Source organism: Hydrogenophaga sp. T2 (assembly GCF_049843535.1).
Classification (GTDB): Bacteria; Pseudomonadota; Gammaproteobacteria; order Burkholderiales; family Burkholderiaceae_C; genus Hydrogenophaga; species Hydrogenophaga crocea.
In genome coordinates this window covers 109,762-132,748 of sequence record NZ_JBBHZJ010000001.1, presented here as the reverse complement: position 1 = coordinate 132,748, position 22,987 = coordinate 109,762, and the positions used below count along the sequence as shown (strand labels likewise).

The window sequence follows — 22,987 nt, the reverse complement described above, 5'->3', positions numbered from 1 at the left end:
CGGGGGCCGGGCGCCCCCGCAGCGGCCCGCGGTGCACCGTCCGGTGGCACGGGCCGCCCGCGCGCCGGGGCCGCGGGCGTGATCTTGGTGCGCGATGCCCTGGCTCAGCGCATCAGCTCAAGCAGGCGGTCGAGCCCGCCGCTCTCGATCGACACCATGGCCTGCTCGCGCACCTTGGGCTTGGCGTGGTAGGCCACCGAGAGGCCGGCCGCGCCCATCATGGGCAGGTCGTTGGCGCCGTCGCCCATGGCGATGCATTCGTGCGGCGCGATGTCCAGCAGCGAGGCCACGTCGAGCAGGGTGCGGCGCTTCTCGGCGCCGTCGCAGATGTCGCCCCAGGCCTGTTCGACCAGCCGCCCGGTGAGCTCGCCGCAGTTCGGGCCGCTGGCGACCTCGAGGATGTTGGCGCGCACGAAATCGATGCCCAGGGTGTCGCGCACGCGGTGCGCGAAGAAGGTGAAGCCGCCCGAGACCAGCAGCACCTTCATGCCCACGGCCTTGCAGGCGCGCACGAGTTCGGCCGCGCCGGGGTTGAGGCGCAGGCGCTCCACATACACCCGCTCCATGTCGGCCATGGTCACGCCCTTGAGCAGGGCCACGCGGCGGCGCAGGCTGTCCTTGAAGTCGGTGATCTCGCCGCGCATCGCGGCCTCGGTGATCGCGGCCACCTCGGCCTTGCGGCCGACGGCGTCGGCGATCTCGTCCACGCACTCGATGTTGATCAGCGTGGAATCCATGTCGAAGGCGATGAGCTTGAAATCGCTCAGGCGCAGCGGCGGCGTGAAGCCGCGCACGGTGAGGCCGGGGGCGATGGCGGTGGCTGGGGTGGTCATGCGGCTTGTTTCGGGGCGATGGGTTGGCCGAGCGCGCGCAGCACGTCGCGCACCAGTTGCACGCGGTCTTTCACCTCGGGCAGGGCGCGTTCGATGCGCAGTTTTTCGTTGCCCGCGAGCTTGATGTGGCGGTGCTTCTGGATCAGCTCGATGATGCGCATGGGCTCGATCGGCGGGTTGGGTTTGAAGGTGATGTGGGTGACGCCGGGCGCGGCGTCGACCTTCACCACGCCGTAGGGCGTGCTGAGCACGCGCAGGCGGTGCACGTCGATCAGCGTCTGCGCCTGCGGCGGCAGCTTGCCGAAGCGGTCCACGATTTCTTCAAGCAGGGCATCGACCTGGTCGGCGGTCTTGGCGGTGGCGAGCTTTTTGTAGAACGACAGGCGCAGGTGCACGTCGCCGCAGTAGTCGTTGGGCAGCAGCGCGGGCGCGTGCAGGTTGATGTCGGTGGTGACCGACAGCGGCGCGAGCAGGTCGGGCTCGCGGCCGGCCTTGAGCGCCTTCACCGCCTCGGACAGCATCTCGTTGTAGAGCTGGAAGCCCACCTCGAGCATGTTGCCGCTCTGGTTCTCGCCCAGCACCTCGCCCGCGCCGCGGATCTCCAGGTCGTGCATGGCGAGGTAGAAGCCGCTGCCCAGTTCTTCCATCTGCTGGATGGCGTCGAGCCGCTGCGCGGCCTGCTTGGTGAGGCTGTCCATGTCGGGCACCAGCAGGTAGGCGTAGGCCTGGTGGTGGCTGCGGCCCACGCGGCCGCGCAGCTGGTGCAACTGCGCCAGGCCGAACTTGTCGGCGCGGCTCATCACGATGGTGTTGGCCGTGGGCACGTCGATGCCGGTCTCGATGATGGTCGAGCACAGCAGCACGTTGAAGCGCTGGGCCACGAAGTCGCGCATCACGTGCTCGAGCTCGCGCTCGGGCATCTGGCCGTGGGCGATGGCGATGCGCGCCTCGGGCAGGATCTCTTCGAGCCGCGCCTTGCGGTTCTCGATGGTCTCGACCTCGTTGTGCAGGAAGTACACCTGGCCGCCGCGCTTCAACTCGCGCAGCACGGCCTCGCGGATCACGCCATTGCCCTCGTTGCGCACGAAGGTCTTGATGGCCAGGCGGCGCTGCGGCGCGGTGGCGATCACGCTCAGGTCGCGCAGGCCTTCGAGCGCCATGCCCAGCGTGCGCGGAATGGGCGTGGCCGTGAGCGTGAGCACGTCGACCTCGGCGCGCAACTGCTTCATGGCCTCCTTGTGGCGCACGCCGAAGCGGTGTTCTTCGTCGATGATGAGCAGGCCCAGGTTCTTGAACTGCGCCTTCTCCGACAGCAGCTTGTGCGTGCCCACCACGATGTCGACCGAGCCGTCGGCAATGCCCTTCATGGCCGCGGTGATCTCTTTCTGCGAGCGGAAGCGGCTCATCTCGGCGATCTTCACCGGCCACTTGCCGAAGCGGTCCACCAGGGTCTGGTAGTGCTGCTCGGCCAGCAGCGTGGTGGGCGCGAGAAAGGCCACCTGCTTGCCGCCGGTCACGGCCACGAAGGCCGCGCGCAGTGCGACCTCGGTCTTGCCGAAGCCCACGTCGCCGCAGACCAGGCGGTCCATGGGGCGCGGGCTGATCATGTCCTGGATGACGGCGTGGATCGCGGCGCGCTGGTCGGGGGTTTCGTCGAAGCCGAAATCGTTGGCGAAGGTCTCGTAGTCCTGCGGCGAGTAGCGGAAGGGGTGGCCCTGGCGCGCGGCACGGCGCGCGTAGATGTTGAGCAGCTCGGCCGCGGCATCGCGCACCTGCTCGGCGGCCTTGCGCTTGGCCTTCTCCCACTGGCCGCTGCCCAGCTTGTGCAGCGGCGCCTCGTCGGCGCTCACGCCGGTGTAGCGCCCGATCAGGCCGAGCTGGCTCACCGGCACATAAAGCACGGCCTTGTCGGCGTACTCGAGGTGCAGGAACTCCTGCAACGCGGGCGAGCCGTCGGGGTTCTTCTCGCCCATGTCGAGGTTGACCAGACCGCGGTAGCGGCCGATGCCGTGCGCCGCGTGCACCACCGGGTCGCCCACGTTGAGCTCGGACAGGTCCTTGATGAGCGCGTCCACATCGCTCACCTGCTCCTGCTTCTTGCGCCGGCGCGTGGTGGGGCCGGTGGCGAAGAGCTCGGTCTCGGTGATGAAGTGGATGCCGCCGCCGATCCAGGCGAAGCCGTTGGCGAGCGCGGCGGTGGCGATGCCGGTCTTTTCGTCGCTGGCCTCGAACTCGGCCAGGCTGTCGAAGGCCGGCGGGTTCAGGCCGCTGGCGCGCAGGAAGTCGAGCAGGCTTTCGCGGCGGCCGTCGCTCTCGGCCAGGATCAGCATGCGGTCGCTGCTGCCGCGCAGGTGGGCCTGCAAGCGCGCGAGCGGGTCGTCGGCGCCGCGCACCACGGCGAGCTCGGGCAGCTTCTGCGCGAAGGCGTTGTCGCCCACGTCGGCGCTGCCCGGGCGCAGCGCCACCTGCGCGTGGGCCTTGGCCGCGGTGAAGAACTGCTCGGCGTTGAGGAACAGCGATTCGGGCGGCAGGATGGGCCGGTCCGGGTCGCCGTGCAGCAGGCGGTGGCGCTCGCGCGTGTCCTGCCAGAAGCGCTGGAACGCGGGCTCGAGTTCGCCGTGCAGCACCAGGGTCGCGCTTTCGCCGAGGTAGTCGAACACCGTGGCCGTGTCGTCGAAGAACAGCGGCAGGTAGTACTCGATGCCGGCGGTGGCCACGCCGTTGCCCATGTCCTTGTAGATGCGGCTCTTGGTCGGATCGCCGTCGAGCAGCTCGCGCCAGCGGTTGCGGAATTTGGCGCGCGCCGCGTCGTCCATGGGGAATTCGCGGCCCGGCAGCAGGCGCACCTCGTTGACCGGGTAGAGGCTGCGCTGGCTGTCTGGGTCGAAGGTGCGGATGCTGTCGATCTCGTCGTCGAACAGGTCGACGCGGTAGGGCACCAGGCTGCCCATGGGGAACAGGTCGATCAGGCCGCCGCGCACCGCGTACTCGCCCGGGCTCACCACCTGCGTCACGTGGTGGTAGCCCGCGAGCGTGAGCTGGCTCTTCAGGCGCGCTTCGTCGAGCTTTTGCTTGACCTTGAAGTGGAAGGTGTAGCCGGCCAGGAAGGACGGCGGCGCGAGCCGGTAGAGCGCGGTGGTGGCGGGCACCAGCACCACGTCGGCGCCGCCGTCGTGCTCGCGTTGCGAGATCCGCCAGAGCGTGGCCAGGCGCTCGCTGATCAGGTCCTGGTGCGGCGAGAAGGTGTCGTAGGGCAGGGTTTCCCAGTCGGGGAACAGCGTCACGCGCAGCTCGGGCGCGAAGAAGGCGAGTTCGTCGATCAGGCGCTGGGCGTCGTTGGCGTCGGCGGTGACGATGGCCGTGAGGCGGCCTTGCGCACGCTCACGCTCGGCGAGGTGGGCCAGCCACAGGGCGTCGGCCGAGCCCACGGGCAGGGGCATGGCGTGGCGTTTGCCGGGGCTCAGGGAGGGCAGGGGGATGGGCATCAGAGGGGCACCAATGGCAAACACCCCCGGACGCTCGAAGCCGGGGGTGTGCTCGAATTCTAGAATGGCGCCCGCCCATGAGCCCCGACACGCCCGCAAGCCCCGACACCGCCCTGTGCCATGCACTGCTGCCCACCGCGGGCAGCGGTTCGCGCGCCGGCACCGCCCTGCCCAAGCAATACCAGCCGCTGCTGGGCCGCCCGCTGGTGCAGCACACCCTGGCCGCGCTGCGCGCGGTGCCCGGCCTGCAGCGTGTGCTCGTGGTGCTGGCCCCCGACGACGCGCACTGGACCGATGTGCCCGGCGTGGACGCGCTGCGCTGCGGCGGCGCCACGCGCGCCGAAAGCGTGTTCAACGGCCTCGAAGCGCTGCGCGCCGCGGGCGTGCCCGACACCGACTGGGTGCTGGTGCACGACGCCGCGCGCTGCCTGGTCACGCCCGAGGAAGTGGGCGCGCTTATCGCGGCCTGCCGCGGCGATGCGGTGGGCGGCCTGCTCGCCCTGCCGCTGCCCGACACGCTCAAGGCCGAGGCCGGCGGCCGGGTGCAGCAGACCATTGCGCGCGAGCACAAGTGGCTCGCGCAGACGCCGCAGATGTTTCGCCTGGGCGAGCTGCACGCCGCGCTGGCCGCCGTGCGCGCCAGCGGCTTCTCGGGCATCACCGACGAAGCCAGCGCGATCGAACGCAGCGGCCGCCAGCCGCGGCTGGTGGAGGGCCGGGCCAGCAACTTCAAGGTCACCTACCCGCACGATTTCACCCTGGCCGAGGCCATTCTGAGGAGCCGCTCATGACACCGCTCGCCACGCTGCGCATCGGCGAAGGCTGGGACATCCACCGCCTGGTCACCGGGCGTCCGCTGGTGCTCGGCGGCATCACGGTGCCGCACACCCATGGCCTGCTCGGCCATTCCGACGCCGACGCGCTGCTGCACGCGATCACCGATGCGCTGCTGGGCGCGGCCGCGCTGGGCGACATCGGCCGCCACTTTCCCGACACCGACGCGCGCTTCAAGGGCGCCGACTCGGGCGTGCTGCTGGCCGAGGCCGCGCGCCGCGTGGGCGAGGCGGGCTACGCCATCGTCAACATCGACAGCACCGTGATCGCGCAGGCGCCCAAGCTCGCGCCGCACATCCCGGCCATGGTCGAGCGCATCGCGGCGCTGCTTGCGCTCGAGCCCGGCCAGGTCAACGTGAAGGCCAAGACGGCCGAGAAGATGGGCCCCGTGGGGCAGGGCGAGGCGATCGAAGCGCGCGCGGTCGCGCTGCTCGTGCGCCGCTGAGCTTCAGTGCCCCGCGCGGCGCAGCTTGATGTGCGCCGCCAGCCCGCCCGTGCTGCTGTTGGCCAGCGCGAAGCGCCCGCCCATGCGCGCGATCGCGCGCTCCACGATGGCCAGGCCAAGGCCGGTGCCGGTGGCGTCGGATCGCGCCGCGTCACCGCGGAAGAAGGGCTGGGTGAGCTGTTCGAGCAGCTCGGGCTTGACGCCCCGGCCGTGGTCGCGCAGCTTCACCAGCACCGCGTCGTCCTTGGTCTTGCACGCGATGTCGATGTGCACCACGCCGGTGTCGGGGTTGCGGCCGTAGCGCACCGCGTTTTCGAGCAGGTTGCTGAACACGCGCTGCAGCTCCACGGCATCGCCCATCACGCGGGTGTCGGGCTCCAGGCGCATCTTCACCACGGTGTTGGGGTCGTCGCCGAGGGCGAACACCGCGGCCTCCAGCGTCTGGTTCAGGCTGACCTCGGTGGCCTTGAGGTGGTCGGGGCGCGCGTAGTCGAGGAACTTGTCGATGATGGCGTTGACCTGCTCGATGTCGGCCGACATGTGTTCGCGCGCCTGTGGATCGCTCACGCTCATTTCGGTTTCGAGCCGCAACCGGGCGAGCGGGGTGCGCAGGTCGTGCGAGATGCCCGCGAGCATGAGCGCGCGGTCCTGCTCGATCTTGGACAGGCGCTGCGCCATGCGGTTGAAGCCGATGTTGACCTCGCGGATCTCGCTCGTGGCCACGGCTTCGTTGAGCTGGCTGGCGTTGAAGTCGCCCTCGCGCACGCGGCTGGCCGCGAACGAGAGCTTCTTGAGCGGGCGGTTGATGAGCCGCGCGATCAGCGCCGCGCCGGTGAGCGAGAGCAGGGCGGCCGTGCCCAGCCAGATCAGCCAGGTGGTGCCCGCCACGGGCCCGATGCGCGAGGGGTCGGTGAGCAGCCAGTACTGGTCGCCGTCAATGCCGAAGCCGATCCACAGGCCCGGCTGGCCGTTCACCTCGCGCGCCACCACGGTGTCGCGGCCGAGCCGTGTCTCCAGCTGGGCCGCAACGTTGCGGCTGAGCGCGTCCACGTCGTAGAGCTTGTAGGTGTCGTTGGGCTCGCGCGGCGCGATGCGCAGGCCCTCTTCGGCCGCCAGGGTCTTGATCAGCGACACGCGCGCGATCGCGTCCGAGTGCACCAGCGCCGCGCGGCTCAGGTTCACCAGCGAGGCCAGCTGCTGGGCACTTTGCAGCGCGCGCGGTTCGTACTCGAGCGCCCGGAAGGTCTGCAGCCACGCGATGATGCAGCCGGTGAGCAGCAGCGTGAGAAAGAAGAAGGTGCGCCAGAACAGGCTCACGCCACGCGTGGGCCGCACCTCCAGCGGGGCGGGGGCGGTCTCCAGCGTGGTGGGCTCGGTCTCGAAGGAAACGCGTGATTCGCTGTCCATCAGGAGTTGCCGTCGGGCACGAACACATAGCCCACGCCCCACACGGTCTGCAGGTAGCGCGGGGACGAGGCGTCTTCCTCGATGAGCTTGCGCAGGCGCGAGACCTGCACGTCGAGGCTGCGGTCGAAGGGCTCGAACTCGCGGCCGCGGGCGAGCTGCGCAAGCTTTTCGCGCGACAGCGGCTGGCGCGGGTGGCGCACCAGGGCCTTGAGCATGGCGAACTCGCCCGTGGTCAGCGGCAGGTCCTGGCCGTCCTTGCGCAGGGTGCGCAGGCTGAGGTCGAACTCGTAGGGGCCGAACTTGACCACCTCGGCGTCCTGCGAGGGCGCGCCCGGCACCTCGGCGGGCGGGCGGCGGCGCAGCACCGCGTGAATGCGGGCCAGCAGTTCGCGCGGGTTGAAGGGTTTGCCCAGGTAGTCGTCGGCGCCGACCTCGAGGCCGACGATGCGGTCCACGTCTTCGCTCTTGGCGGTCAGCATGATGATGGGCGTGCGGTCGCCGTTGGCGCGCAGCCGGCGGCAGATCGACAGGCCGTCTTCGCCAGGCATCATCAGGTCGAGCACGATGAGGTCGACCGCCTCGCGCTGCAACACCCGGTTCAGGGCCTTGCCATCCTCGGCCAGCATGACCTCGAAGCCTTCCTGCATGAGGTAGCGGCGCAGCAGGTCGCGGATGCGCACGTCGTCGTCGACGACCAGGATCTTGTTGGGGCGGGCGTGGTTTTGTGGCATAGGAGCAACTTCCCGTAAATGTAACAAACGCGATTCTGGCAGCTGCAAGTCCTTGTCAATGCTTGATTTTTGTTTTTCTGACGGCTTGTTACACAAGTTGCCCGTCCTCTCAGCGGATTGACGTGCGGGTCACTCGCACAATGGTCGGCCTGGCCATACTCGACGCACCATGAAGTCCATCTGGATGGGAACCCTAGCCATGCTGACCGCGGGTGTCTCGCTCGCAAATCCGGAGCGCACGCGCGATCTGCGCGAGCCCGGTCAGGAGGCGCCAGCGGTGATGCCCATCTCGATCGACGGCGGCGAGGCCCGCGCGCCCATGCGCCTGCGCGATGCCCTGCGCCAGCCGTTTGACGACATGGACGAGGGCGGCAAGCCCTTCCGGCTGTCGGTGGAGGAGCGCCAGCGCCTTCGCGAGCAGCTGCGGGGCCAGCCAGTGTTCGAGTCCAGCCGCAAACCCTGATCGCACCCATGACCTTTTCTCCCAACCGCCGCACGTCGGCCGCGTGGCGGCGCGCCTGTGCCTCCGCCGCTCTCCTCATGGCCTTCGGCGCGCCCGCCCTGGCCCAGGCCGCCCAGCCCGAGGTGCCCGCCAACGTGGTGAGCCTGTCGGCCAGCGGTCACCTCGAAGTGCCGCAGGATTGGCTGACGGTGATGCTCAGCACCACGAAAGAAGGCGCCGACGCCGCGACGGTGCAGAACCAGCTCAAGCAGGCCGTGGACGCCGCGCTGGCCACGGCCCAGGCGCAGGCCCGGCCCCAGCAACTCGAGGTGCGTACCGGCAACCTGCGCCTGTACCCGCGTTATGGCAGCAACGGCCGCATCAGCGGCTGGCAGGGCCAGGCGGAGCTGGTGCTCGAGGGGCGCGACGTCGCGCGCGTGAGCGAGGTTGCCGGCCGCATCCAGACCATGAGCGTGTCGAACATGGGCTTTTCGCTCTCGCGCGACGCGCGCCTGGCGCTCGAGTCGCAGGTGCAGGCCCAGGCGATCGAGCGCTTCCGCGCCCGCGCCGCCGAGGTCGCCAAGGGCTTCGGCTTCTCGGGCTACACGCTGCGCGAGGTGTCGGTGAGTTCGGCCGACATGCCCGAGCGCCCGGTGCCGCGCATGATGGCCATGGAGGCCAAGGCCGCTGCGGCCGACATGCCGGTGCCGACCGCGGCCGGCACCGCCACCGTGAGCGTCACGGTGTCGGGCTCGGTTCAGCTGCGCTGAGCGCGCGTGCTCACTGGGCGGCCCAGCCGCCGTCCATGTTCCAGGCCACGCCGCGCACGTTGTTGCCGGCGGGCGAGCAGAAAAACACCGCGAGCTCGCCGAGTTCTTCGGGCGTGGTGAACTGCATGGAGGGCTCTTTTTCGCCCAGCAGCCGCCGGGTGGCTTCGTCGTTCGACAGGCCCAGCGCCGCGGCCTTGGCATCGACCTGTTTCTGCACCAGCGGGGTCAGCACCCAGCCCGGGCAGATCGCGTTGCAGGTCACGCCGGTGGTAGCGGTTTCGAGCGCAGTCACCTTGGTCAGGCCGACGATGCCGTGCTTGGCCGCCACGTAGGCCGATTTTTCGGCCGAACCCACCAGTCCGTGCACCGAGGCCACGTTGATGATGCGGCCCCAGTTGGCCGCCCGCATGGCAGGCAGGGCGAGGCGGCTGGTGTGGAAGGCACTGCTGAGGTTGATCGCCATGATCGCGTCCCAGCGCTCGACCGGAAAGTCTTCGACCCGCGCCACGTGCTGGATGCCCGCGTTGTTCACCAGAATGTCCACGCGCCCGAAGGTCTGGGCCGCGTAGGCCATCATGGCCTCGATCTCGGCGGGCTTGCTCATGTCCGCGCCGTGGTAGCCGACCTTCACGCCCAGGGCTTCCACTTCCTTGCGCGGGCCCTCGTGGTCGCCGAAACCATTGAGCACGATGTGGGCGCCCTGGCGCGCGAGCGCCTTCGCGATGCCCAGGCCGATCCCGCTGGTGGATCCGGTCACGAGGGCGGTCTTTCCTGCAAGCATGGGTCTCTCCAGTTCCATTACGATTGGTCGAACACGGCCGCCGATTATGGTGGACCGCACAACACCCGAAGCGCCATGAACGAACCCATCCTCCAGCACATCGTCGTGGATGGTGCGGCTGCGCGAGGCGGGGCGCCGCGCCGTCTCGCGTACTGGGACTGGGCAAGCGACGATCCCGCCAGCCACCATGCGGTGGTCTGCGTGCACGGCCTGTCGCGCCAGGGGCGCGACTTCGACGAACTGGCGCGTGCGCTGCAGCCGCGCTGCCGCGTGATCGCCGTCGACGTGGCGGGCCGCGGCGAGAGTGACTGGCTGGCCGATCCCATGGCCTACCAGGTGCCCACCTACGTGGCCGACCTCGCGGTGCTGCTCACTCGGCTGCGTGCCGCCGACCCGCAGGCGCGCATCGACTGGGTGGGCACGAGCATGGGCGGGCTCATCGGCATGGGCCTGGCCGCGCAGCCGGCGCTCGCGCCCGCGCGCCTGGTGCTCAACGACGTGGGCCCCGTGGTGCAGAGCGAAGCGCTGCAGCGCATCGGTACCTACCTTGGGCTCGATCCCTCTTTCGACAGCGAGCAGCAGGCCATCGACTACCTGGCGCGCATCTCCACCGGCTTCGGCCCGCACACGCCCGAGCAATGGCTGCACCTGAACCGGCCCATGCTGCGGCAGCGCGACGGCCGCTGGCGGCTGCACTACGACCCGGCCATCGCCGTGCCCTTCAAGGCACTCACCGCGAACCCCGACCCGGCCGCGCTGCAGCAGATGGCGCGCGAGGGCGAGGCCCTGCTCTGGAACCTCTACGACGCGATCACCTGCCCCACGCTGTTGCTGCGCGGGGAGGACTCCGACCTGTTGAGCCCCGCCACCGCACAGGCCATGGCCACGCGCGGGCCGCGGGCCCGCTGCGTCGGCTTTGCCGGCGTGGGCCACGCGCCCACGCTCGTGGCGCCCGATCAGGTGGCGGCCGTGCGCGACTTTCTCTGGGCCCCATGAAACGCCTGCCTGCCCCTGGCGATGCGCCGCCGTCCGCGGCCATCGTGACCGCGACCGCCGCCGGCCTGCCCAACCAGGCCCATGCGCTCGCACGCGCCCGCGCCTTCGCCGAGCCCCTGCTCGAAAGCGAAGAGCTCGACACCGGCGAGAACACCCTGGCGCACGCGAATGCCGTGGCGCAGATCCTGGCCGACATCGGCGGCTCCGAGGCCATGCAGGCCGCGGCCTACCTGGTGTACGCCTGCCAGCACCTGAACCGGCCGCAAGAGGTGATCACCAAGGCCTTCGGCGAGCAGCACGCGGCGCTGGCCCTGGAAACCACCAAGCTGGTGCAACTGCAGCGCCAGGCCCGCAACATCGCGGCCGAGGCCCAGGCACGCAAGCTCGAAGAGCGGCAGGCCACGCAGGACCTGGGGCAGCCCGTGCCCAGCCTGTCGAAGGCGCCGGTGTCCGAACTCGCGGCCAGCCAGACCGAGAACGTGCGCAAGATGCTGCTGGCGTTTTCGCGCGACCTGCGCGTGGTCATGCTGCGGCTTGCATCGCGCCTGCAGACGCTGCGCTACTTCGCGGCCATCAAGGGCGACCCGGGCGAGGCCCTGGCCCGCGAGTCGCTGCACGTGTTCGCGCCGCTGGCCAATCGGCTGGGGATCTGGCAGATCAAGTGGGAGATGGAAGACCTGGCCTTCCGCTTCCTCGAGCCGCAGACCTACAAAGAGGTGGCGCGCCTGCTCGACGAAAAGCGCGCCGAGCGCGAGGCCCACGTGGAGCAGTTGCGCGAGCAATTGCAGACGGCCTTGTGCAGCCAGGGTGTCAATGCCGTGGTGCAGGGCCGGCCCAAGCACATCTACAGCATCGTGAAGAAGATGCGTGGCAAGTCGCTCGATTTCGAGCAGGTGTTCGACATCCGCGCGCTGCGCGTGGTGGTGCCCGAAACCGCCGACTGCTACGCCGCGCTGGCCTACGTGCACGCGCAGTTCTCGCCGGTGCCCGAGGAGTTCGACGACTACATCGCCAAGCCCAAGCCCAACGGCTACCAGTCGCTGCACACCGTGGTGCGCGACGCGCAGGGCCGCGCCTTCGAGATCCAGATCCGCACCCAGGCCATGCACGACCACGCCGAGCACGGCGTGGCCGCGCACTGGGCCTACAAAGAGGCAGGCGCCAAGGGCTACTCGGGCGTGACGGCGAATTCGGAGTACGACGCCAAGATCGCCGTGCTGCGGCAACTGCTCGCCTGGGAGCGCGACCTCAGCGGCACGGCCCAGGGCCTGTTTGACGACCGCATTTACGTGCTCACGCCGAACGCGGCGATCGTCGAGTTGCCGCGCGGCGCCACCGCGGTCGACTTCGCCTACACCGTGCACACCGACCTGGGCCACCGCTGCCGCGGCGCCAAGGTCGACGGCGCCATGGTGACGCTGAACACGCCGCTGCAAAACGGCCAGACGGTGGAGATCACCGCGGCCAAGGAGGGCGGCCCCTCGCGCGACTGGCTCAACGCCGAGCTCGGTTACCTGGTGAGCCACCGCGCCAAGAGCAAGGTGCGCGCGTGGTTCAACGCACAGGCGCTGGCCGAAACCATCGCGCGTGGCCGCGAAGCGGTCGAAAAGCTGCTGCAGCGCGAGGGCCGCACGGCGCTGAAGTTCGACGAACTTGCGATCGAGCTCGGGCTCAAGGACGCCGACGAAATGTTCGAGCTGGTCGGCAAGGACGAGCTCTCGCTGCGCGCCATCGAGACCCACCTGCGCCCGCCCGAACCCGAGGTCGCGTCCGAGGAGCCGGCCAACTGGGTGCGCAAGCCCAAGCGTGGCCACGACGGCTCGGCCGGCGACGTGCTGGTGGTGGGCGTGGGCTCGCTCATGACCCAGCTCGCGCGCTGCTGCAAGCCCGCGCCGCCCGACGAGATCCGCGGCTTCGTCACGCGTGGCAAGGGGGTGAGCATCCACCGCGCGGACTGCACCGACTTCGCCCACCTCGAACGCAAGAGCCCGGACCGCGTGATCGAGGTCGACTGGAACGGCGACGCCGGCGCGGCGCGCGACGGCAGGTCGGCCATGTACCCGGTGGACGTGGCGATCGAGGCCACCGACCGCCAGGGCCTGCTGCGCGACATCTCCGACGTGTTCGCGCGCGAGAAGATGAACGTGATCGGCGTGCAGACCCAGTCCGTCAAGGGCGTGGCCTGGATGACCTTCACCATCGAGATCAGCGATGCGCGCCAGGTGGCGCGCGCCATGGCCGTGGTGGGCGACGTGAGCGGCGTTCGCGCGGTGCGCCGCAAATGAGCCCGGCAAGTGCTGCTATACTGCGAGGCTTCGAGTCGATCGAAGGCGCGTAGCTCAGCTGGTTAGAGCACCACCTTGACATGGTGGGGGTCGGGGGTTCGAGTCCCTCCGCGCCTACCAGACACAACCCCCGCAGGCCCGTGGCTTGCGGGGGTTTCCTTTTTGTTGCGGCGCACAGGGAAAACCATGCCGGTGCCCGCCCGTGCGCTTCCTAGAATGCCGGGATGGCTACGAAACCCAAGACCGAGCAGGGCGGCGCGCACGGCGTGCGCGTGATCAAGAAGTATCCGAACCGGCGGCTGTACGACACCGACACGTCGTCGTACATCACGCTGGCCGAGGTCAAGGCGCTGGTGATGGACAACGAGCCCTTCGTGGTGCGCGACGCCAAGTCGAACGAAGACCTCACGCGCAGCATCCTGCTGCAGATCATCCTCGAAGAAGAATCGGCCGGCGCCCCCATCTTCACCGAGCAGGTGCTGGCCAACATCATCCGGTTCTACGGCCACTCGATGCAGGGCTTCATGGGCTCGTACCTCGAGAAGAACATCCAGATCTTCATGGACCTGCAGCAGAAGATGACCGAGAAGGCCGGCGGCCCCATCAGCCCCGAGGCCTGGCAGCAGTTCATGAACCTGCAGTCGCCCATGATGCAGGGCATGATGGGCACCTACCTCGAGCAGTCGCGCAGCGCCTTCGCCCAGATGCAGGAACAGATGCAGAAGAACAGCGAGCAGATGCTCGCGGCGCTCGGCCTCAAGCGCTGACATCGCCCTGCCGGGCGGGGTCTGAGACAATCGGGCCCTCATGTCCGACACCACTGCCCCCACGACCCCTGCAGGCGCTGCCGCGCCCAAGGTGGGTTTCGTCAGCCTGGGCTGCCCCAAGGCGCTGACCGATTCCGAACTCATCCTCACCCAGCTCAGCGCCGAAGGCTATGCGACCTCGAAGTCGTACGCCGGCGCCGACCTGGTGATCGTGAACACCTGCGGCTTCATCGACGACGCCGTCAAGGAAAGCCTCGACGCCATCGGCGACGCCTTGGCCGAGAACGGCAAGGTGATCGTCACCGGCTGCCTGGGCGCGCGCGAGGGCGAGGGCGGTGGCAACCTGGTGCGGCAGATGCACCCGAGCGTGCTCGCCGTCACCGGCCCGCACGCCACGCACGAGGTGATGGAGGCGGTGCACCGGCACCTGCCCAAGCCGCACGACCCCTTCACCGACCTCGTGCCGCCCCAGGGCATCAAGCTCACGCCGCGCCACTACGCCTACCTGAAGATCAGCGAGGGCTGCAACCACCGCTGCACCTTCTGCATCATTCCGTCGATGCGCGGTGACCTCGTGAGCCGGCCCATCGGCGACGTGCTCACCGAGGCGCGCAAGCTGTTCGAGGCCGGCGTGAAAGAGCTGCTGGTGGTGAGCCAGGACACCTCGGCCTATGGCGTCGACGTGAAGTACCGCACCGGCTTCTGGGACGGCAAGCCCGTCAAGACGCGCCTGTTCGATCTGGTGCGCACGCTGGGCGAAATCGCCAAGCCCTTCGGCGCCTGGGTGCGGCTGCACTATGTCTATCCCTACCCGCACGTGGACGAGATCGTGCCGCTGATGGCCGAAGGCCTGGTGCTGCCCTACCTCGACGTGCCGCTGCAGCACAGCCACCCCGACGTGCTCAAGCGCATGAAGCGGCCGGCCAGCGGCGAGAAGAACCTCGAGCGCATCGCGCGCTGGCGCGAGCTGTGCCCGCAGATCGTGGTGCGCAGCACCTTCATTGCGGGCTTCCCCGGCGAGACCGAGGCCGAGTTCGAGCACCTGCTCGATTTCGTGCGCGAGGCCCGCATCGACCGCGCGGGCTGCTTCGCCTATTCGCCGGTGGACGGCGCGGCGGCCAACACGCTGGCCGACCCCGTGCCCGATGCGTTGCGCGAAGAGCGCCGCGCGCGCTTCATGGCCGTGGCCGAGCAGGTGTCTGCCGAGAAACTGCGCACGCGCGTGGGCGCGAACATGCAGGTGCTGGTCGACAGCGCGCCCGGGCTGGGCAAGAAGGGTGGTGTGGGCCGCAGTTACGCGGACGCGCCCGAGATCGACGGCGTGGTGCGGCTGCTGCCGCCCGAGAAGATCAGCAAGACCTTGAAGGTGGGCGAGTTCACGCGCGCCCGCATCGTCGACACCGATGGCCACGACCTCGTGGCCCTGCCGGTCTGAGGCCCGGGCCCGCGCGCCTCAGGGGTGCGCGGTTGCCGGGCCCTCATGCCGAGGGAACAAAGAAAAAGCCTTGCAGTCTTTCAACTGCAAGGCCTTATATGATTGGTGCCCAAGAGAGGACTCGAACCTCCACGCCTCTCGGCGCTAGTACCTGAAACTAGTGCGTCTACCAATTCCGCCACCTGGGCATCTCAGGAAACCAGCAGTATAGCAAAGAAAAAGCGAACAAAAAAACGTGAACGAAAAAAACAACCTGTTGGCCGAGTTTGAAGGGGTGGTCTCGGGCCATCGCGATGGACATGGCTTCGTGGTCCGCGACGACGGACAGCCCGACATCTACCTGCCGTCCAACGAGATGCGCGCGGTGCTGCACAAGGACCGTGTGAAAGCGCGCATCGTGCGGCTCGACCGCAAGGGCCGGCCCGAGGGCCGCGTCACCGAAATCCTCGAGCGCTCCGACGCGCCCATCATCGGCCGCCTGCTGCAGGAGAGCGGCGTGTGGCTCGTGGCTCCCGAAGACAAGCGCTATGGCCAGGACGTGCTCATCCCCAAAGGCGCCACCGGTTCCGCGAAGCCGGGTCAGGTCGTGGTGGTCGAACTCACCGAGCCGCCCGCGCTCTACGGCCAGCCCGTGGGCCGCGTGAAAGAAGTGCTTGGCGAGATCGACGACCCGGGCATGGAGATCGAGATCGCCGTGCGCAAGTACGGCGTGCCGCACGAGTTCTCGCAGGCCGCGCTGGCCCAGGCCCGCGCCTTGCCCGACCACGTGCGCCCGACCGACCTGCGCCAGCGCGTGGACCTGCGCGACGTGCCGCTCGTGACCATCGATGGCGAGGACGCGCGCGACTTCGACGACGCCGTGTACTGCGAGCCCGCCAAAGTGGGCAAGGGCAAAGGCTGGCGCCTGCTGGTGGCCATCGCCGACGTGAGCCACTACGTGCAGACCGGCTCGCCGATCGACGTCGACGCCTACGACCGCGCGACCTCGGTGTACTTCCCGCGCCGCGTGATCCCCATGCTGCCCGAGAAGCTCTCGAACGGCCTGTGCTCGCTCAATCCCGGCGTCGAGCGCCTGTGCATGGTCTGCGACATGCTGATCGACGCCAAGGGCGAGATCCACGCCTACCAGTTCTACCCGGCGGTGATGTTCAGCCACGCGCGCTTCACCTACACCGAGGTGGCCGCGATCCTGCAGAACACGCGCGGTCCCGAGGCGCAGAACCGCAAGGCCCTGGTGCCTTACCTGCTCAACCTGCACGACGTGTACCGCGCGCTGCTGAGCGCACGCAACCGCCGCGGCGCGGTCGACTTCGAAACCGTCGAGACGCAGATCGTCTGCGACGAGTCGGGCCGCATCGAGAAGATCGTGCCGCGCACGCGCAACGACGCGCACAAGCTGATCGAAGAAGCCATGCTCGCGGCCAACGTGTGCTCGGCCGAGTTCATCTCGCAAAGCAAGCATCCCGGCCTGTTCCGCGTGCACGAAGGCCCCACGCCCGAGAAGCAGGAGCTGCTGCGCAACTACCTCAAGGCGCTGGGCGTGGGCATGACGATCAGCGACGATCCCGCGCCGGGCGAGTTCCAGCAGATCGCTGCCGCCACCAAAGACCGGCCCGACGCGCAGCAGATCCACACCATGCTGCTGCGCTCCATGCAGCAGGCGATCTACACGCCCATCAACAGCGGGCACTTCGGCCTGGCCTTCGAGGCCTACACGCACTTCACCAGCCCGATCCGGCGCTACCCCGATCTGCTCGTGCACCGCGTGATCAAGGCCATCCTGCACAAGCAGAAGTACCAGCTGCCGGCCCTGCCCACGCCGGGCGAGGCGCACGCCAAGCTGAGCAAGCGCCTGGCCTCGCGCGTGAAGCCGCCCACGCAGCCGGTGCGCAAGCCCTCGGCCGACACCCTGGCCTGGCAGGCCGCGGGCCTGCACTGCAGCGCCAACGAGCGCCGTGCCGACGAGGCCAGCCGCGACGTCGAGGCCTGGCTCAAGTGCAAGTACATGCGCGAGCACCTCGGCGAGGAGTTCAGCGGCATCGTCACCGCGGTCACGAGCTTCGGTATCTTCGTCACGCTCGATGCGATGTACGTCGAAGGCCTGGTGCACATCACCGAGCTCGGCGGCGAGTACTTCCGCTTCGACGAAGCGCGCCAGGAACTGCGCGGCGAGCGCACCGGCATCCGCTACGCGCTGGGTTCGCGCGTGCAGGTGCAGGTGAGCCGCGTCGACCTCGACGGCCGCCGCATCGACTTCCGCCTCGTGACCGGCAACGACGATGTCGTGCTGCGCGCGATGCGCGACAAAGCCGGCGGCGGCCCGGCGCGCGACGAAGCGCCGGCCCGCAAGGGTGGCAAGGGCGGCAGGGGCGCGCAGCGGCCCGCTTCGGGCGCGGCCGCGGCCATTCCCGAGCTCAAGGCCGCGGTGCGCAAGGCGGCCGGCAAGAAGGGCAACAGCAAGGGGCGCCCGCCCGCGCCCAAGTCCAAGCGGGGCCGCCGCGGATGACCGCTGCGGCCCGGACGCCCGCCCGCCCGCCGGCCGCGAAGGCCTCGCGTGCGGTGCGCGCGGCCGGCAAGGAGCGGCCTCTGCGCATCGGCGTGTCGGCGCGGCTGATGCACCAGGTGCCCTCCGAACTGGGCTTTCGCAACAAGAGCCTGCAGTACATCGAGGCCTCGCTTGCGCACTGGGTCCTGGCGCACGGCGCGGTGGCCTTCATGGTGCCGGCCGTCACGCACGACAGCCGCCACGCGGCGCGCCACCTCAAGGTGGAGCAGGTGGTGCACGAGCTCGACGCGCTGGTGCTGCAGGGCGGCGCCGACGTGGCGCCCGAAACCTACGGGCAAAAGCCGCTGAAGGACGAATGGCGTGGCGACCTGGTGCGAGACCGCTACGAACTCGCGCTGCTGCGCTGCTTTCTCGCGCAGAAGAAGCCGGTGCTGGGTGTGTGCCGCGGCGCGCAGCTGCTCAATGTGGCCTTCGGCGGCACGCTGTACCAGGACATCGCCACGCAGTGCCAGAGCGCGCACGAGCACATCGACGTCGAGCTCTACGACCAGTTCGAGCACGATGTGACCTTCATCCAGGGCTCGCCGCTGGCCGAGCTCTATCCCAAGGCCACGCAGTTGCGGGTCACGAGCATCCACCACCAGGCGGTGGCCGAGCTCGGCAAGGGCATCGAGGTCGAGGCGGTGTCCACGCTCGATGGCCTGGTGGAGGCCTTCCGCTGCACCGGTGAGGCCTACGCGCGGGGTGTGCAGTGGCACCCCGAGTTCCACCACGACCGCAAGCGGCTCGCCGACAGCTCGCCCATCATGCTCGACTTCCTGCGCGCGGCGCGCGACGCGGCGCTGGCGCGCTTCGACGCCGGCCTCGAACTCGACCCCCGCGTGCCGAGCGCGCCGCTGCTGCTCTCGGCCTAAACTCCGCGCCCATGCGCATCCTGCTCTTCCTGCTCGACACCGTGTTCTTCGTGCTCATCGCAGCAGCGCTGCTGCGGGCGTGGATGAACCACCTTCGCATCCCCATGCAGCCGCAGCCCGGGCGCTTCGCCATGGCCGTGACCGACTGGCTGGTGCAGCCCTTGCGCCGCGTGCTGCCCGGAGCCATCGCCAAGGGCCGCATCGACGGCGCGAGCGTGGTGGCGGCCGTGCTGCTGGCCATGCTGCATGCGGCCATCTGGCTGCTGATCGCCAATGGCGGCGAATGGGTTGGGCTGGCGTGGGTGTCGCTGGCGCTGCGCTTCTTTCTGCGCACGCTGTTGCAGGCACTGATGCTGCTGCTGTTCGTGTACGCGGTGCTGTCGTGGGTGAACCCGCGCGCACCGGCCATGGGCCTGCTCGATCGCCTTGCCGCCCCCATCGTCGCGCCGGTGCGGCGTGTGGTGCCGCTGGTGGGCGGTGTCGACCTGTCGGTGCTGGTGGTGATCGTGCTGCTGCAGATCGGCCTGATGCTGCTGGGCTGAAGCCCGGCGTTAGAAAGGCCTCGCGGCCTGCGCAAGCGCCTGCGCGGTGAGCGCGCGGTGCGCGGGCCAGTGGTCGGCCAGTGCGCCGTGGTGCGCCACGGCTGCGCAGGTGGCCGAATACGGGTCGCGGTCGTTGCGGGCCAGCGCGGCGCCGATCAGGCCCGCGAGCACGTCGCCCGTGCCGGCCGAGGCCAGGCGCGCATTGCCGCAGGCGTTGATCCAGGGCAACTGCCCCGGCGCCGCCACCACCGTGCCCGAGCCCTTGAGCACCACCACCGCGTGGTGGCGCTGCGAGAGCGCCTGCGCGTGGCCCAGGCGGTCGGCCATCACGGCGGCCGTGGTCGTGCCCAGCAGGCGCGCGGCCTCGAGCGGGTGGGGCGTGAGCACCGTCACCCAGCCGCGGTGGCTGCGCGCGTTCACGAAGCCCTGCAGCACCGTGTCGGTGGCCACCGCGTTGAGCGCGTCGGCGTCGAGCACCAGGCGCCGCGCGCCATGGAGGCAGCGCGGCAGCACGGCGCGGATGGCGTCGCCGCCGCCGCAGCCCGCCATCACGGTCAGGCCCTCCTCGTTGAGTGCGTCGAGCAGACGCAGCGGCGATCGGAACATCAGCTCGGGCTGGACCACGTTCAGCGCGGGCACCGGCCCGTCGCCCACCAGCGCCACCAGCACGCGGCCCGCGCCGGCGTGCAGGGCCGCGGTGGCGGCCAGCACGGCCGCGCCGCCCATGGCCACCCCGGCCTCGCCCGGCAACTGCCCGCCGAGCACGCCCACGTCGCCGTAGCGCCCCTTGTGTCCGGCGTGCGCATCGCCGATCCGGGTGTCGGGGCCGTCTTCGAAGCCGCCCCACCAGGCCGTGGCCTGATCCGAGGCGTCGCCGGCGCCGAGGTCGTCGAACCACACCTCGCCCGCCAGGTCGCGGCCGTGTGCGGTGAACAGGCCCGGCTTGAGCGTGAGCAGACTCAGCGTGTGGCGAGGGCCACGGACCGGCCCAGGCTCGGGGATGTCGCCGGTGTCGGCGTTCAGGCCGGTGGGCAGGTCCACCGCCAGCACGGGGGCGGTTTGCTGCCGCACGGCGGCCAGGCGCGCCGCCAGCGGACCGTCGGCGACCGGCCGTGCGCCCAGACCCAGCAGGGCGTCGATGACCAGGTCGGCATCGGCGGGGGCGTCGCTCACGATCGGCAAGCCGGCGGCGCGCACCTGTTCGAGCGCCCAGGCCGCATCGGGCGGCTGGCGGCCCGGGTCGGCGTCCAGGGTCAGCACCAGTTCGCAACCGCTGGTGCGCGCCCATGCCTGCAGGTGCGTGGCCGCGATCAGGCCGTCACCGCCGTTGTTGCCCGGCCCGCAGGCGATCCAGATGCGCCGCGCGTGCGGCGCCAGGGCCGTGGCCAGCCGGGCCACCGCCAGGCCGGCACGGGCCATCAGCGCGTGCGGCGGCTGTCGCGCGGCCAGTGCCTGCTCGATGGCGCGCGTGGCGGCCGCGCCGTGCAGGGCTTCGAGGTGCGTGGGAACGACCCGTCTCATGCGACGGATTTCACCACGCCGCGCTCAAAGACCGAGGCGTGCCGGGCGCAGCGCCTGGACGATCGTGGAGGGATCGCCGAGCGTGAGGGCCTGCGTGAGGCGGTGGGCGGCGCCGCAGGCCAGCGCCCAGCCCATGGGGCCGTGGGCCAGGTTGAGCCAGACGCCGGGCACGCGGCTTTCGCCCAGCAGCGGCAGGCCGTCCGCCGCGACCAGCGTGGCGCCGCGCCACGACTGCAGCGCCGACGGCGAACCCGCCCAGCGCGCCGCGGCGGGGAACCAGTGCGACAGGCCGTCGGCCAGGCGCGCGATCTCGGGCTTGGTCGCGGGCCCGGGCGCGCCGCCCAGGTCCCAGCCGCCGCTGGCGCGCAGGCGCTGGCCGAGGCGCGTCACGGCCACGCCGGTGTGCAGGTCCAGCACGCCCGACAGCGGCGCATCGACCGGCTCGCGCATGGGCGCGCTGAGCGAATGCGACCACCAGGTGGCGAACGGCGTGGGCAGGCCCAGGCCGCGCAGCAGGGTGGGGGCGTCGAGCCCCGCGCACAGCACCACCGCGTCGTGGCGCTCGCAGGCGCCGTCACCCAGCGTCAGCTCCACGCCGCCGGCCTGGGGCCGCACCGCCAGCACGGCCTGCCGCGCCACGAACTGGCCGCCGGCCTTGAGCAGCGCCTGCCGCATCAGCAGGGTCCATTCGCGGCAGTTCGCGACCGCCGGGCCCGGCAGTTCGATCGCCCCGGCCAGCGGGGCGGCGGGGTTGAGCGCCGGCTCCAGTGCACGTGCCTCGTCGGCGCTGCGCTGGCGCGCGGCCACGCCGAGTTCGTTCAAGGCCCGGGCCGCGGCCACCGCGCGCGCGAACTCGCGCTCGTCGCGGGCCAGCACCAACAGGCCGTCGCTGCGGTCGTGGTCGAGGTCGAGTTCGGCCGTGAGCGCCGCCTGACGCTCCTCGCCCATGGCGAGCAGGTCGATCAACGCCGCCTGCGCTTCGGCGGCACGGGCGCGTTGCGCGTGGCGCCAGCGGCGCCACCAGGCCCAGACCCCGAGGCGGGCGCCACTGCGCCAACGCAGGCCCGGGCCGGCAGCCGACCACGAGGGCAGCAGGCGGGGCTGGGGCTGGGCCCAGGCCAGGGCCCAGGCCGGGTGCAGCAGGCCCGCGGGGGCGAAGCTGCCTTCTTCGGCGGCGGTGGCGCGGCGCTCGTACACGGTCACCTGGTGTCCGGCGAGCAGCAACTCATGGGCAGTGGCGAGGCCGTTGACGCCGGCGCCCACGATGGCGATCTTCATGAAGTGGAGGCAGAGGAGGGGGCGGGTGCGCGATGTATAATCGACAGGCTTTGCACCTGTCACAGCGCCTTTTCGGGCCTTGACCTTGCAGAGTCAATCGCAAACCGGCCCAACCGGGTGTTGTTCTGTTCTACGGGGCAATCGGGGCCGGATTTTAGACCTAACCTCTGGAAAGAAATCTCATGTCGATCTCCATGCGCGAAATGCTGGAAGCCGGTGTCCACTTCGGCCACCAGACCCGCTTCTGGAACCCCAAGATGGCGCCGTACATCTTCGGGCACCGCAACAAAATCCACATCGTCAACCTCGAGAAGACGCTGCCCCTGTTCCACGAAGCGCAGAAGTTCGTGCGCCAGCTGTCGGCCAACCGCGGCACGCTGCTGATCGTGGGCACCAAGCGCCAGTCGCGCGACATCGTGGTGCAGGAAGCCCGCCGTGCCGGCGTGCCCTACGTCGACCAGCGCTGGCTCGGCGGCATGCTGACCAACTTCAAGACGGTCAAGACCTCCATCAAGCGCCTCAAAGACATGCAGGCCCAGAAGGAAGCCGGCCTGGACAGCATGAGCAAGAAAGAACAGCTCATGTTCAACCGCGAAATGGAAAAGCTCGAGAAGGACATCGGCGGCATCCAGGACATGACCGCGCTGCCCGATGCCATCTTCGTGATCGACGTGGGCTTCCACAAGATCGCCGTGCTCGAAGCGCAGAAGCTGGGCATTCCGCTCGTGGGCGTGGTTGATACCAACCACTCGCCTGAAGGCATCGACTACGTGATCCCCGGCAACGACGACTCGGCCCGCGCCGTGGCGCTGTACGCCCGCGGCATCGCCGACGCCGTGCTCGAAGGCCGTGCGAACGCCGTGTCCGACGTGGTCAAGGCCGCAGCCGCCGAAGGTGGCGACGAATTCGTCGAAGTGTCGGAAGACCAGGCCTGATCGCTCTGCGCTCGCGGAATCGGGGGCTCGTGTAGCCCCCTTTTCACACCCAGGTTCGAACATTCATCACGCGGCGCCCC

The 22,987-nt window shown here is 69.9% G+C and carries 19 protein-coding genes and 2 tRNA genes; 13 read left to right on the top strand and 8 right to left on the bottom strand.

Annotated elements, in window-relative coordinates; all coding sequences use genetic code 11:
• Positions 1–104: 104 nt before the first annotated feature.
• Positions 105–833, bottom strand: coding sequence for a phosphoserine phosphatase SerB (gene serB / locus WDZ95_RS00600; RefSeq protein WP_425775811.1), 729 nt, complete (start codon positions 831–833; stop codon positions 105–107).
• A complete protein-coding gene (mfd, locus tag WDZ95_RS00595) occupies positions 830–4,312 on the bottom strand; it encodes a transcription-repair coupling factor (protein WP_425776231.1) in 3,483 nt (1,160 codons plus the stop codon). Before mfd ends, serB begins: the two co-directional genes overlap by 4 nt.
• Positions 4,313–4,395: 83 nt before the next feature.
• On the opposite strand from mfd, the gene ispD reads away from it, so the two are divergent.
• Together ispD and ispF are read left to right on the top strand one after the other, a co-directional pair.
• Complete coding sequence (ispD, locus tag WDZ95_RS00590; protein ID WP_425775810.1) at positions 4,396–5,109, top strand: 2-C-methyl-D-erythritol 4-phosphate cytidylyltransferase; 714 nt, start codon at positions 4,396–4,398, stop codon at positions 5,107–5,109.
• The gene (gene ispF, locus WDZ95_RS00585; RefSeq protein ID WP_425775809.1) at positions 5,106–5,597 is read left to right on the top strand and encodes a 2-C-methyl-D-erythritol 2,4-cyclodiphosphate synthase; all 492 of its coding nucleotides are present in this window, start codon (positions 5,106–5,108) and stop codon (positions 5,595–5,597) included. Before ispD ends, ispF begins: the two co-directional genes overlap by 4 nt.
• Before the next feature lie 3 nt (positions 5,598–5,600).
• Here ispF and WDZ95_RS00580 read toward each other — a convergent pair whose 3' ends face one another.
• Entirely contained in the window at positions 5,601–7,004 is a 1,404-nt protein-coding gene (locus WDZ95_RS00580; RefSeq protein WP_166226862.1) for a sensor histidine kinase, read from the bottom strand.
• Positions 7,004–7,735 (bottom strand): two-component system response regulator OmpR, encoded by a 732-nt coding sequence (gene ompR, locus WDZ95_RS00575; RefSeq protein WP_166226861.1) that lies wholly within the window; start codon positions 7,733–7,735, stop codon positions 7,004–7,006. The genes WDZ95_RS00580 and ompR overlap by 1 nt, the downstream gene beginning before the upstream one ends.
• A 169-nt stretch (positions 7,736–7,904) precedes the next feature.
• Between ompR and WDZ95_RS00570 the strand changes: the two genes are divergently transcribed.
• Complete coding sequence (locus WDZ95_RS00570; protein ID WP_166226860.1) at positions 7,905–8,198, top strand: hypothetical protein; 294 nt, start codon at positions 7,905–7,907, stop codon at positions 8,196–8,198.
• Positions 8,199–8,206: 8 nt separating this feature from the next.
• Positions 8,207–8,947: an SIMPL domain-containing protein gene (locus WDZ95_RS00565; RefSeq protein ID WP_425775808.1), complete on the top strand. Its 741-nt coding sequence runs from the start codon at positions 8,207–8,209 to the stop codon at positions 8,945–8,947.
• 10 nt (positions 8,948–8,957) lie between these two features.
• Here WDZ95_RS00565 and WDZ95_RS00560 read toward each other — a convergent pair whose 3' ends face one another.
• Positions 8,958–9,728, bottom strand: coding sequence for a 3-hydroxybutyrate dehydrogenase (locus WDZ95_RS00560; protein WP_166226858.1), 771 nt, complete (start codon positions 9,726–9,728; stop codon positions 8,958–8,960).
• Between the two features lie 75 nt (positions 9,729–9,803).
• Here WDZ95_RS00560 and WDZ95_RS00555 point away from each other — a divergent pair, with 75 nt between their 5' ends.
• The 5 genes from WDZ95_RS00555 to rimO all read left to right on the top strand — a co-directional run bounded on the left by WDZ95_RS00555 (position 9,804) and on the right by rimO (position 15,211).
• On the top strand, positions 9,804–10,724 hold the full coding sequence (locus WDZ95_RS00555; protein WP_425775807.1) for an alpha/beta fold hydrolase: 921 nt from the start codon (positions 9,804–9,806) through the stop codon (positions 10,722–10,724).
• The gene (locus WDZ95_RS00550) at positions 10,721–13,009 is read left to right on the top strand and encodes a RelA/SpoT family protein (RefSeq protein WP_166226856.1); all 2,289 of its coding nucleotides are present in this window, start codon (positions 10,721–10,723) and stop codon (positions 13,007–13,009) included. Before WDZ95_RS00555 ends, WDZ95_RS00550 begins: the two co-directional genes overlap by 4 nt.
• Before the next feature lie 43 nt (positions 13,010–13,052).
• Positions 13,053–13,129: transfer RNA gene (locus WDZ95_RS00545), tRNA-Val, on the top strand.
• Positions 13,130–13,233: 104 nt separating this feature from the next.
• On the top strand, positions 13,234–13,776 hold the full coding sequence (gene phaR, locus WDZ95_RS00540) for a polyhydroxyalkanoate synthesis repressor PhaR (protein ID WP_287468821.1): 543 nt from the start codon (positions 13,234–13,236) through the stop codon (positions 13,774–13,776).
• A 40-nt stretch (positions 13,777–13,816) separates the two neighbouring features.
• Positions 13,817–15,211, top strand: coding sequence for a 30S ribosomal protein S12 methylthiotransferase RimO (rimO, locus tag WDZ95_RS00535; RefSeq protein WP_425775806.1), 1,395 nt, complete (start codon positions 13,817–13,819; stop codon positions 15,209–15,211).
• Between the two features lie 103 nt (positions 15,212–15,314).
• On the opposite strand, the gene WDZ95_RS00530 is transcribed toward rimO, so the two are convergent.
• Positions 15,315–15,399 (bottom strand) — tRNA-Leu (locus WDZ95_RS00530).
• Positions 15,400–15,464: 65 nt separating this feature from the next.
• On the opposite strand from WDZ95_RS00530, the gene rnr reads away from it, so the two are divergent.
• The 3 genes from rnr to WDZ95_RS00515 are packed head-to-tail and all read left to right on the top strand — an operon-like array spanning position 15,465 to position 19,173.
• On the top strand, positions 15,465–17,717 hold the full coding sequence (rnr, locus tag WDZ95_RS00525; protein WP_425776229.1) for a ribonuclease R: 2,253 nt from the start codon (positions 15,465–15,467) through the stop codon (positions 17,715–17,717).
• Entirely contained in the window at positions 17,714–18,631 is a 918-nt protein-coding gene (locus tag WDZ95_RS00520; RefSeq protein WP_166226852.1) for a gamma-glutamyl-gamma-aminobutyrate hydrolase family protein, read from the top strand. The genes rnr and WDZ95_RS00520 overlap by 4 nt, the downstream gene beginning before the upstream one ends.
• 11 nt (positions 18,632–18,642) lie before the next feature.
• The gene (locus WDZ95_RS00515; protein WP_166226851.1) at positions 18,643–19,173 is read left to right on the top strand and encodes a YggT family protein; all 531 of its coding nucleotides are present in this window, start codon (positions 18,643–18,645) and stop codon (positions 19,171–19,173) included.
• 9 nt (positions 19,174–19,182) lie between these two features.
• On the opposite strand, the gene WDZ95_RS00510 is transcribed toward WDZ95_RS00515, so the two are convergent.
• Positions 19,183–20,694 carry an NAD(P)H-hydrate dehydratase gene (locus tag WDZ95_RS00510; RefSeq protein WP_425775805.1) on the bottom strand — a complete coding sequence of 504 codons (1,512 nt, stop codon included), beginning with the start codon at positions 20,692–20,694 and terminating at the stop codon, positions 19,183–19,185.
• 24 nt (positions 20,695–20,718) lie between these two features.
• Positions 20,719–21,972 carry an NAD(P)/FAD-dependent oxidoreductase gene (locus WDZ95_RS00505; RefSeq protein ID WP_425775804.1) on the bottom strand — a complete coding sequence of 418 codons (1,254 nt, stop codon included), beginning with the start codon at positions 21,970–21,972 and terminating at the stop codon, positions 20,719–20,721.
• Positions 21,973–22,154: 182 nt separating this feature from the next.
• On the opposite strand from WDZ95_RS00505, the gene rpsB reads away from it, so the two are divergent.
• The gene (gene rpsB, locus WDZ95_RS00500; protein WP_166226848.1) at positions 22,155–22,907 is read left to right on the top strand and encodes a 30S ribosomal protein S2; all 753 of its coding nucleotides are present in this window, start codon (positions 22,155–22,157) and stop codon (positions 22,905–22,907) included.
• Positions 22,908–22,987 lie beyond the last annotated feature (80 nt).

Coding starts and splice junctions, on each gene's coding strand:
- serB (WP_425775811.1), bottom strand. CDS start 833: ATGACCACCCCAGCCACCGCCATCGCCCCCGGCCTCACCGTGCGCGGC.
- ispD (WP_425775810.1), top strand. CDS start 4,396: ATGAGCCCCGACACGCCCGCAAGCCCCGACACCGCCCTGTGCCATGCA.
- ispF (WP_425775809.1), top strand. CDS start 5,106: ATGACACCGCTCGCCACGCTGCGCATCGGCGAAGGCTGGGACATCCAC.
- WDZ95_RS00580 (WP_166226862.1), bottom strand. CDS start 7,004: ATGGACAGCGAATCACGCGTTTCCTTCGAGACCGAGCCCACCACGCTG.
- ompR (WP_166226861.1), bottom strand. CDS start 7,735: ATGCCACAAAACCACGCCCGCCCCAACAAGATCCTGGTCGTCGACGAC.
- WDZ95_RS00570 (WP_166226860.1), top strand. CDS start 7,905: ATGAAGTCCATCTGGATGGGAACCCTAGCCATGCTGACCGCGGGTGTC.
- WDZ95_RS00565 (WP_425775808.1), top strand. CDS start 8,207: ATGACCTTTTCTCCCAACCGCCGCACGTCGGCCGCGTGGCGGCGCGCC.
- WDZ95_RS00560 (WP_166226858.1), bottom strand. CDS start 9,728: ATGCTTGCAGGAAAGACCGCCCTCGTGACCGGATCCACCAGCGGGATC.
- WDZ95_RS00555 (WP_425775807.1), top strand. CDS start 9,804: ATGAACGAACCCATCCTCCAGCACATCGTCGTGGATGGTGCGGCTGCG.
- WDZ95_RS00550 (WP_166226856.1), top strand. CDS start 10,721: ATGAAACGCCTGCCTGCCCCTGGCGATGCGCCGCCGTCCGCGGCCATC.
- phaR (WP_287468821.1), top strand. CDS start 13,234: ATGGCTACGAAACCCAAGACCGAGCAGGGCGGCGCGCACGGCGTGCGC.
- rimO (WP_425775806.1), top strand. CDS start 13,817: ATGTCCGACACCACTGCCCCCACGACCCCTGCAGGCGCTGCCGCGCCC.
- WDZ95_RS00520 (WP_166226852.1), top strand. CDS start 17,714: ATGACCGCTGCGGCCCGGACGCCCGCCCGCCCGCCGGCCGCGAAGGCC.
- WDZ95_RS00515 (WP_166226851.1), top strand. CDS start 18,643: ATGCGCATCCTGCTCTTCCTGCTCGACACCGTGTTCTTCGTGCTCATC.
- WDZ95_RS00510 (WP_425775805.1), bottom strand. CDS start 20,694: ATGAGACGGGTCGTTCCCACGCACCTCGAAGCCCTGCACGGCGCGGCC.
- WDZ95_RS00505 (WP_425775804.1), bottom strand. CDS start 21,972: ATGAAGATCGCCATCGTGGGCGCCGGCGTCAACGGCCTCGCCACTGCC.
- rpsB (WP_166226848.1), top strand. CDS start 22,155: ATGTCGATCTCCATGCGCGAAATGCTGGAAGCCGGTGTCCACTTCGGC.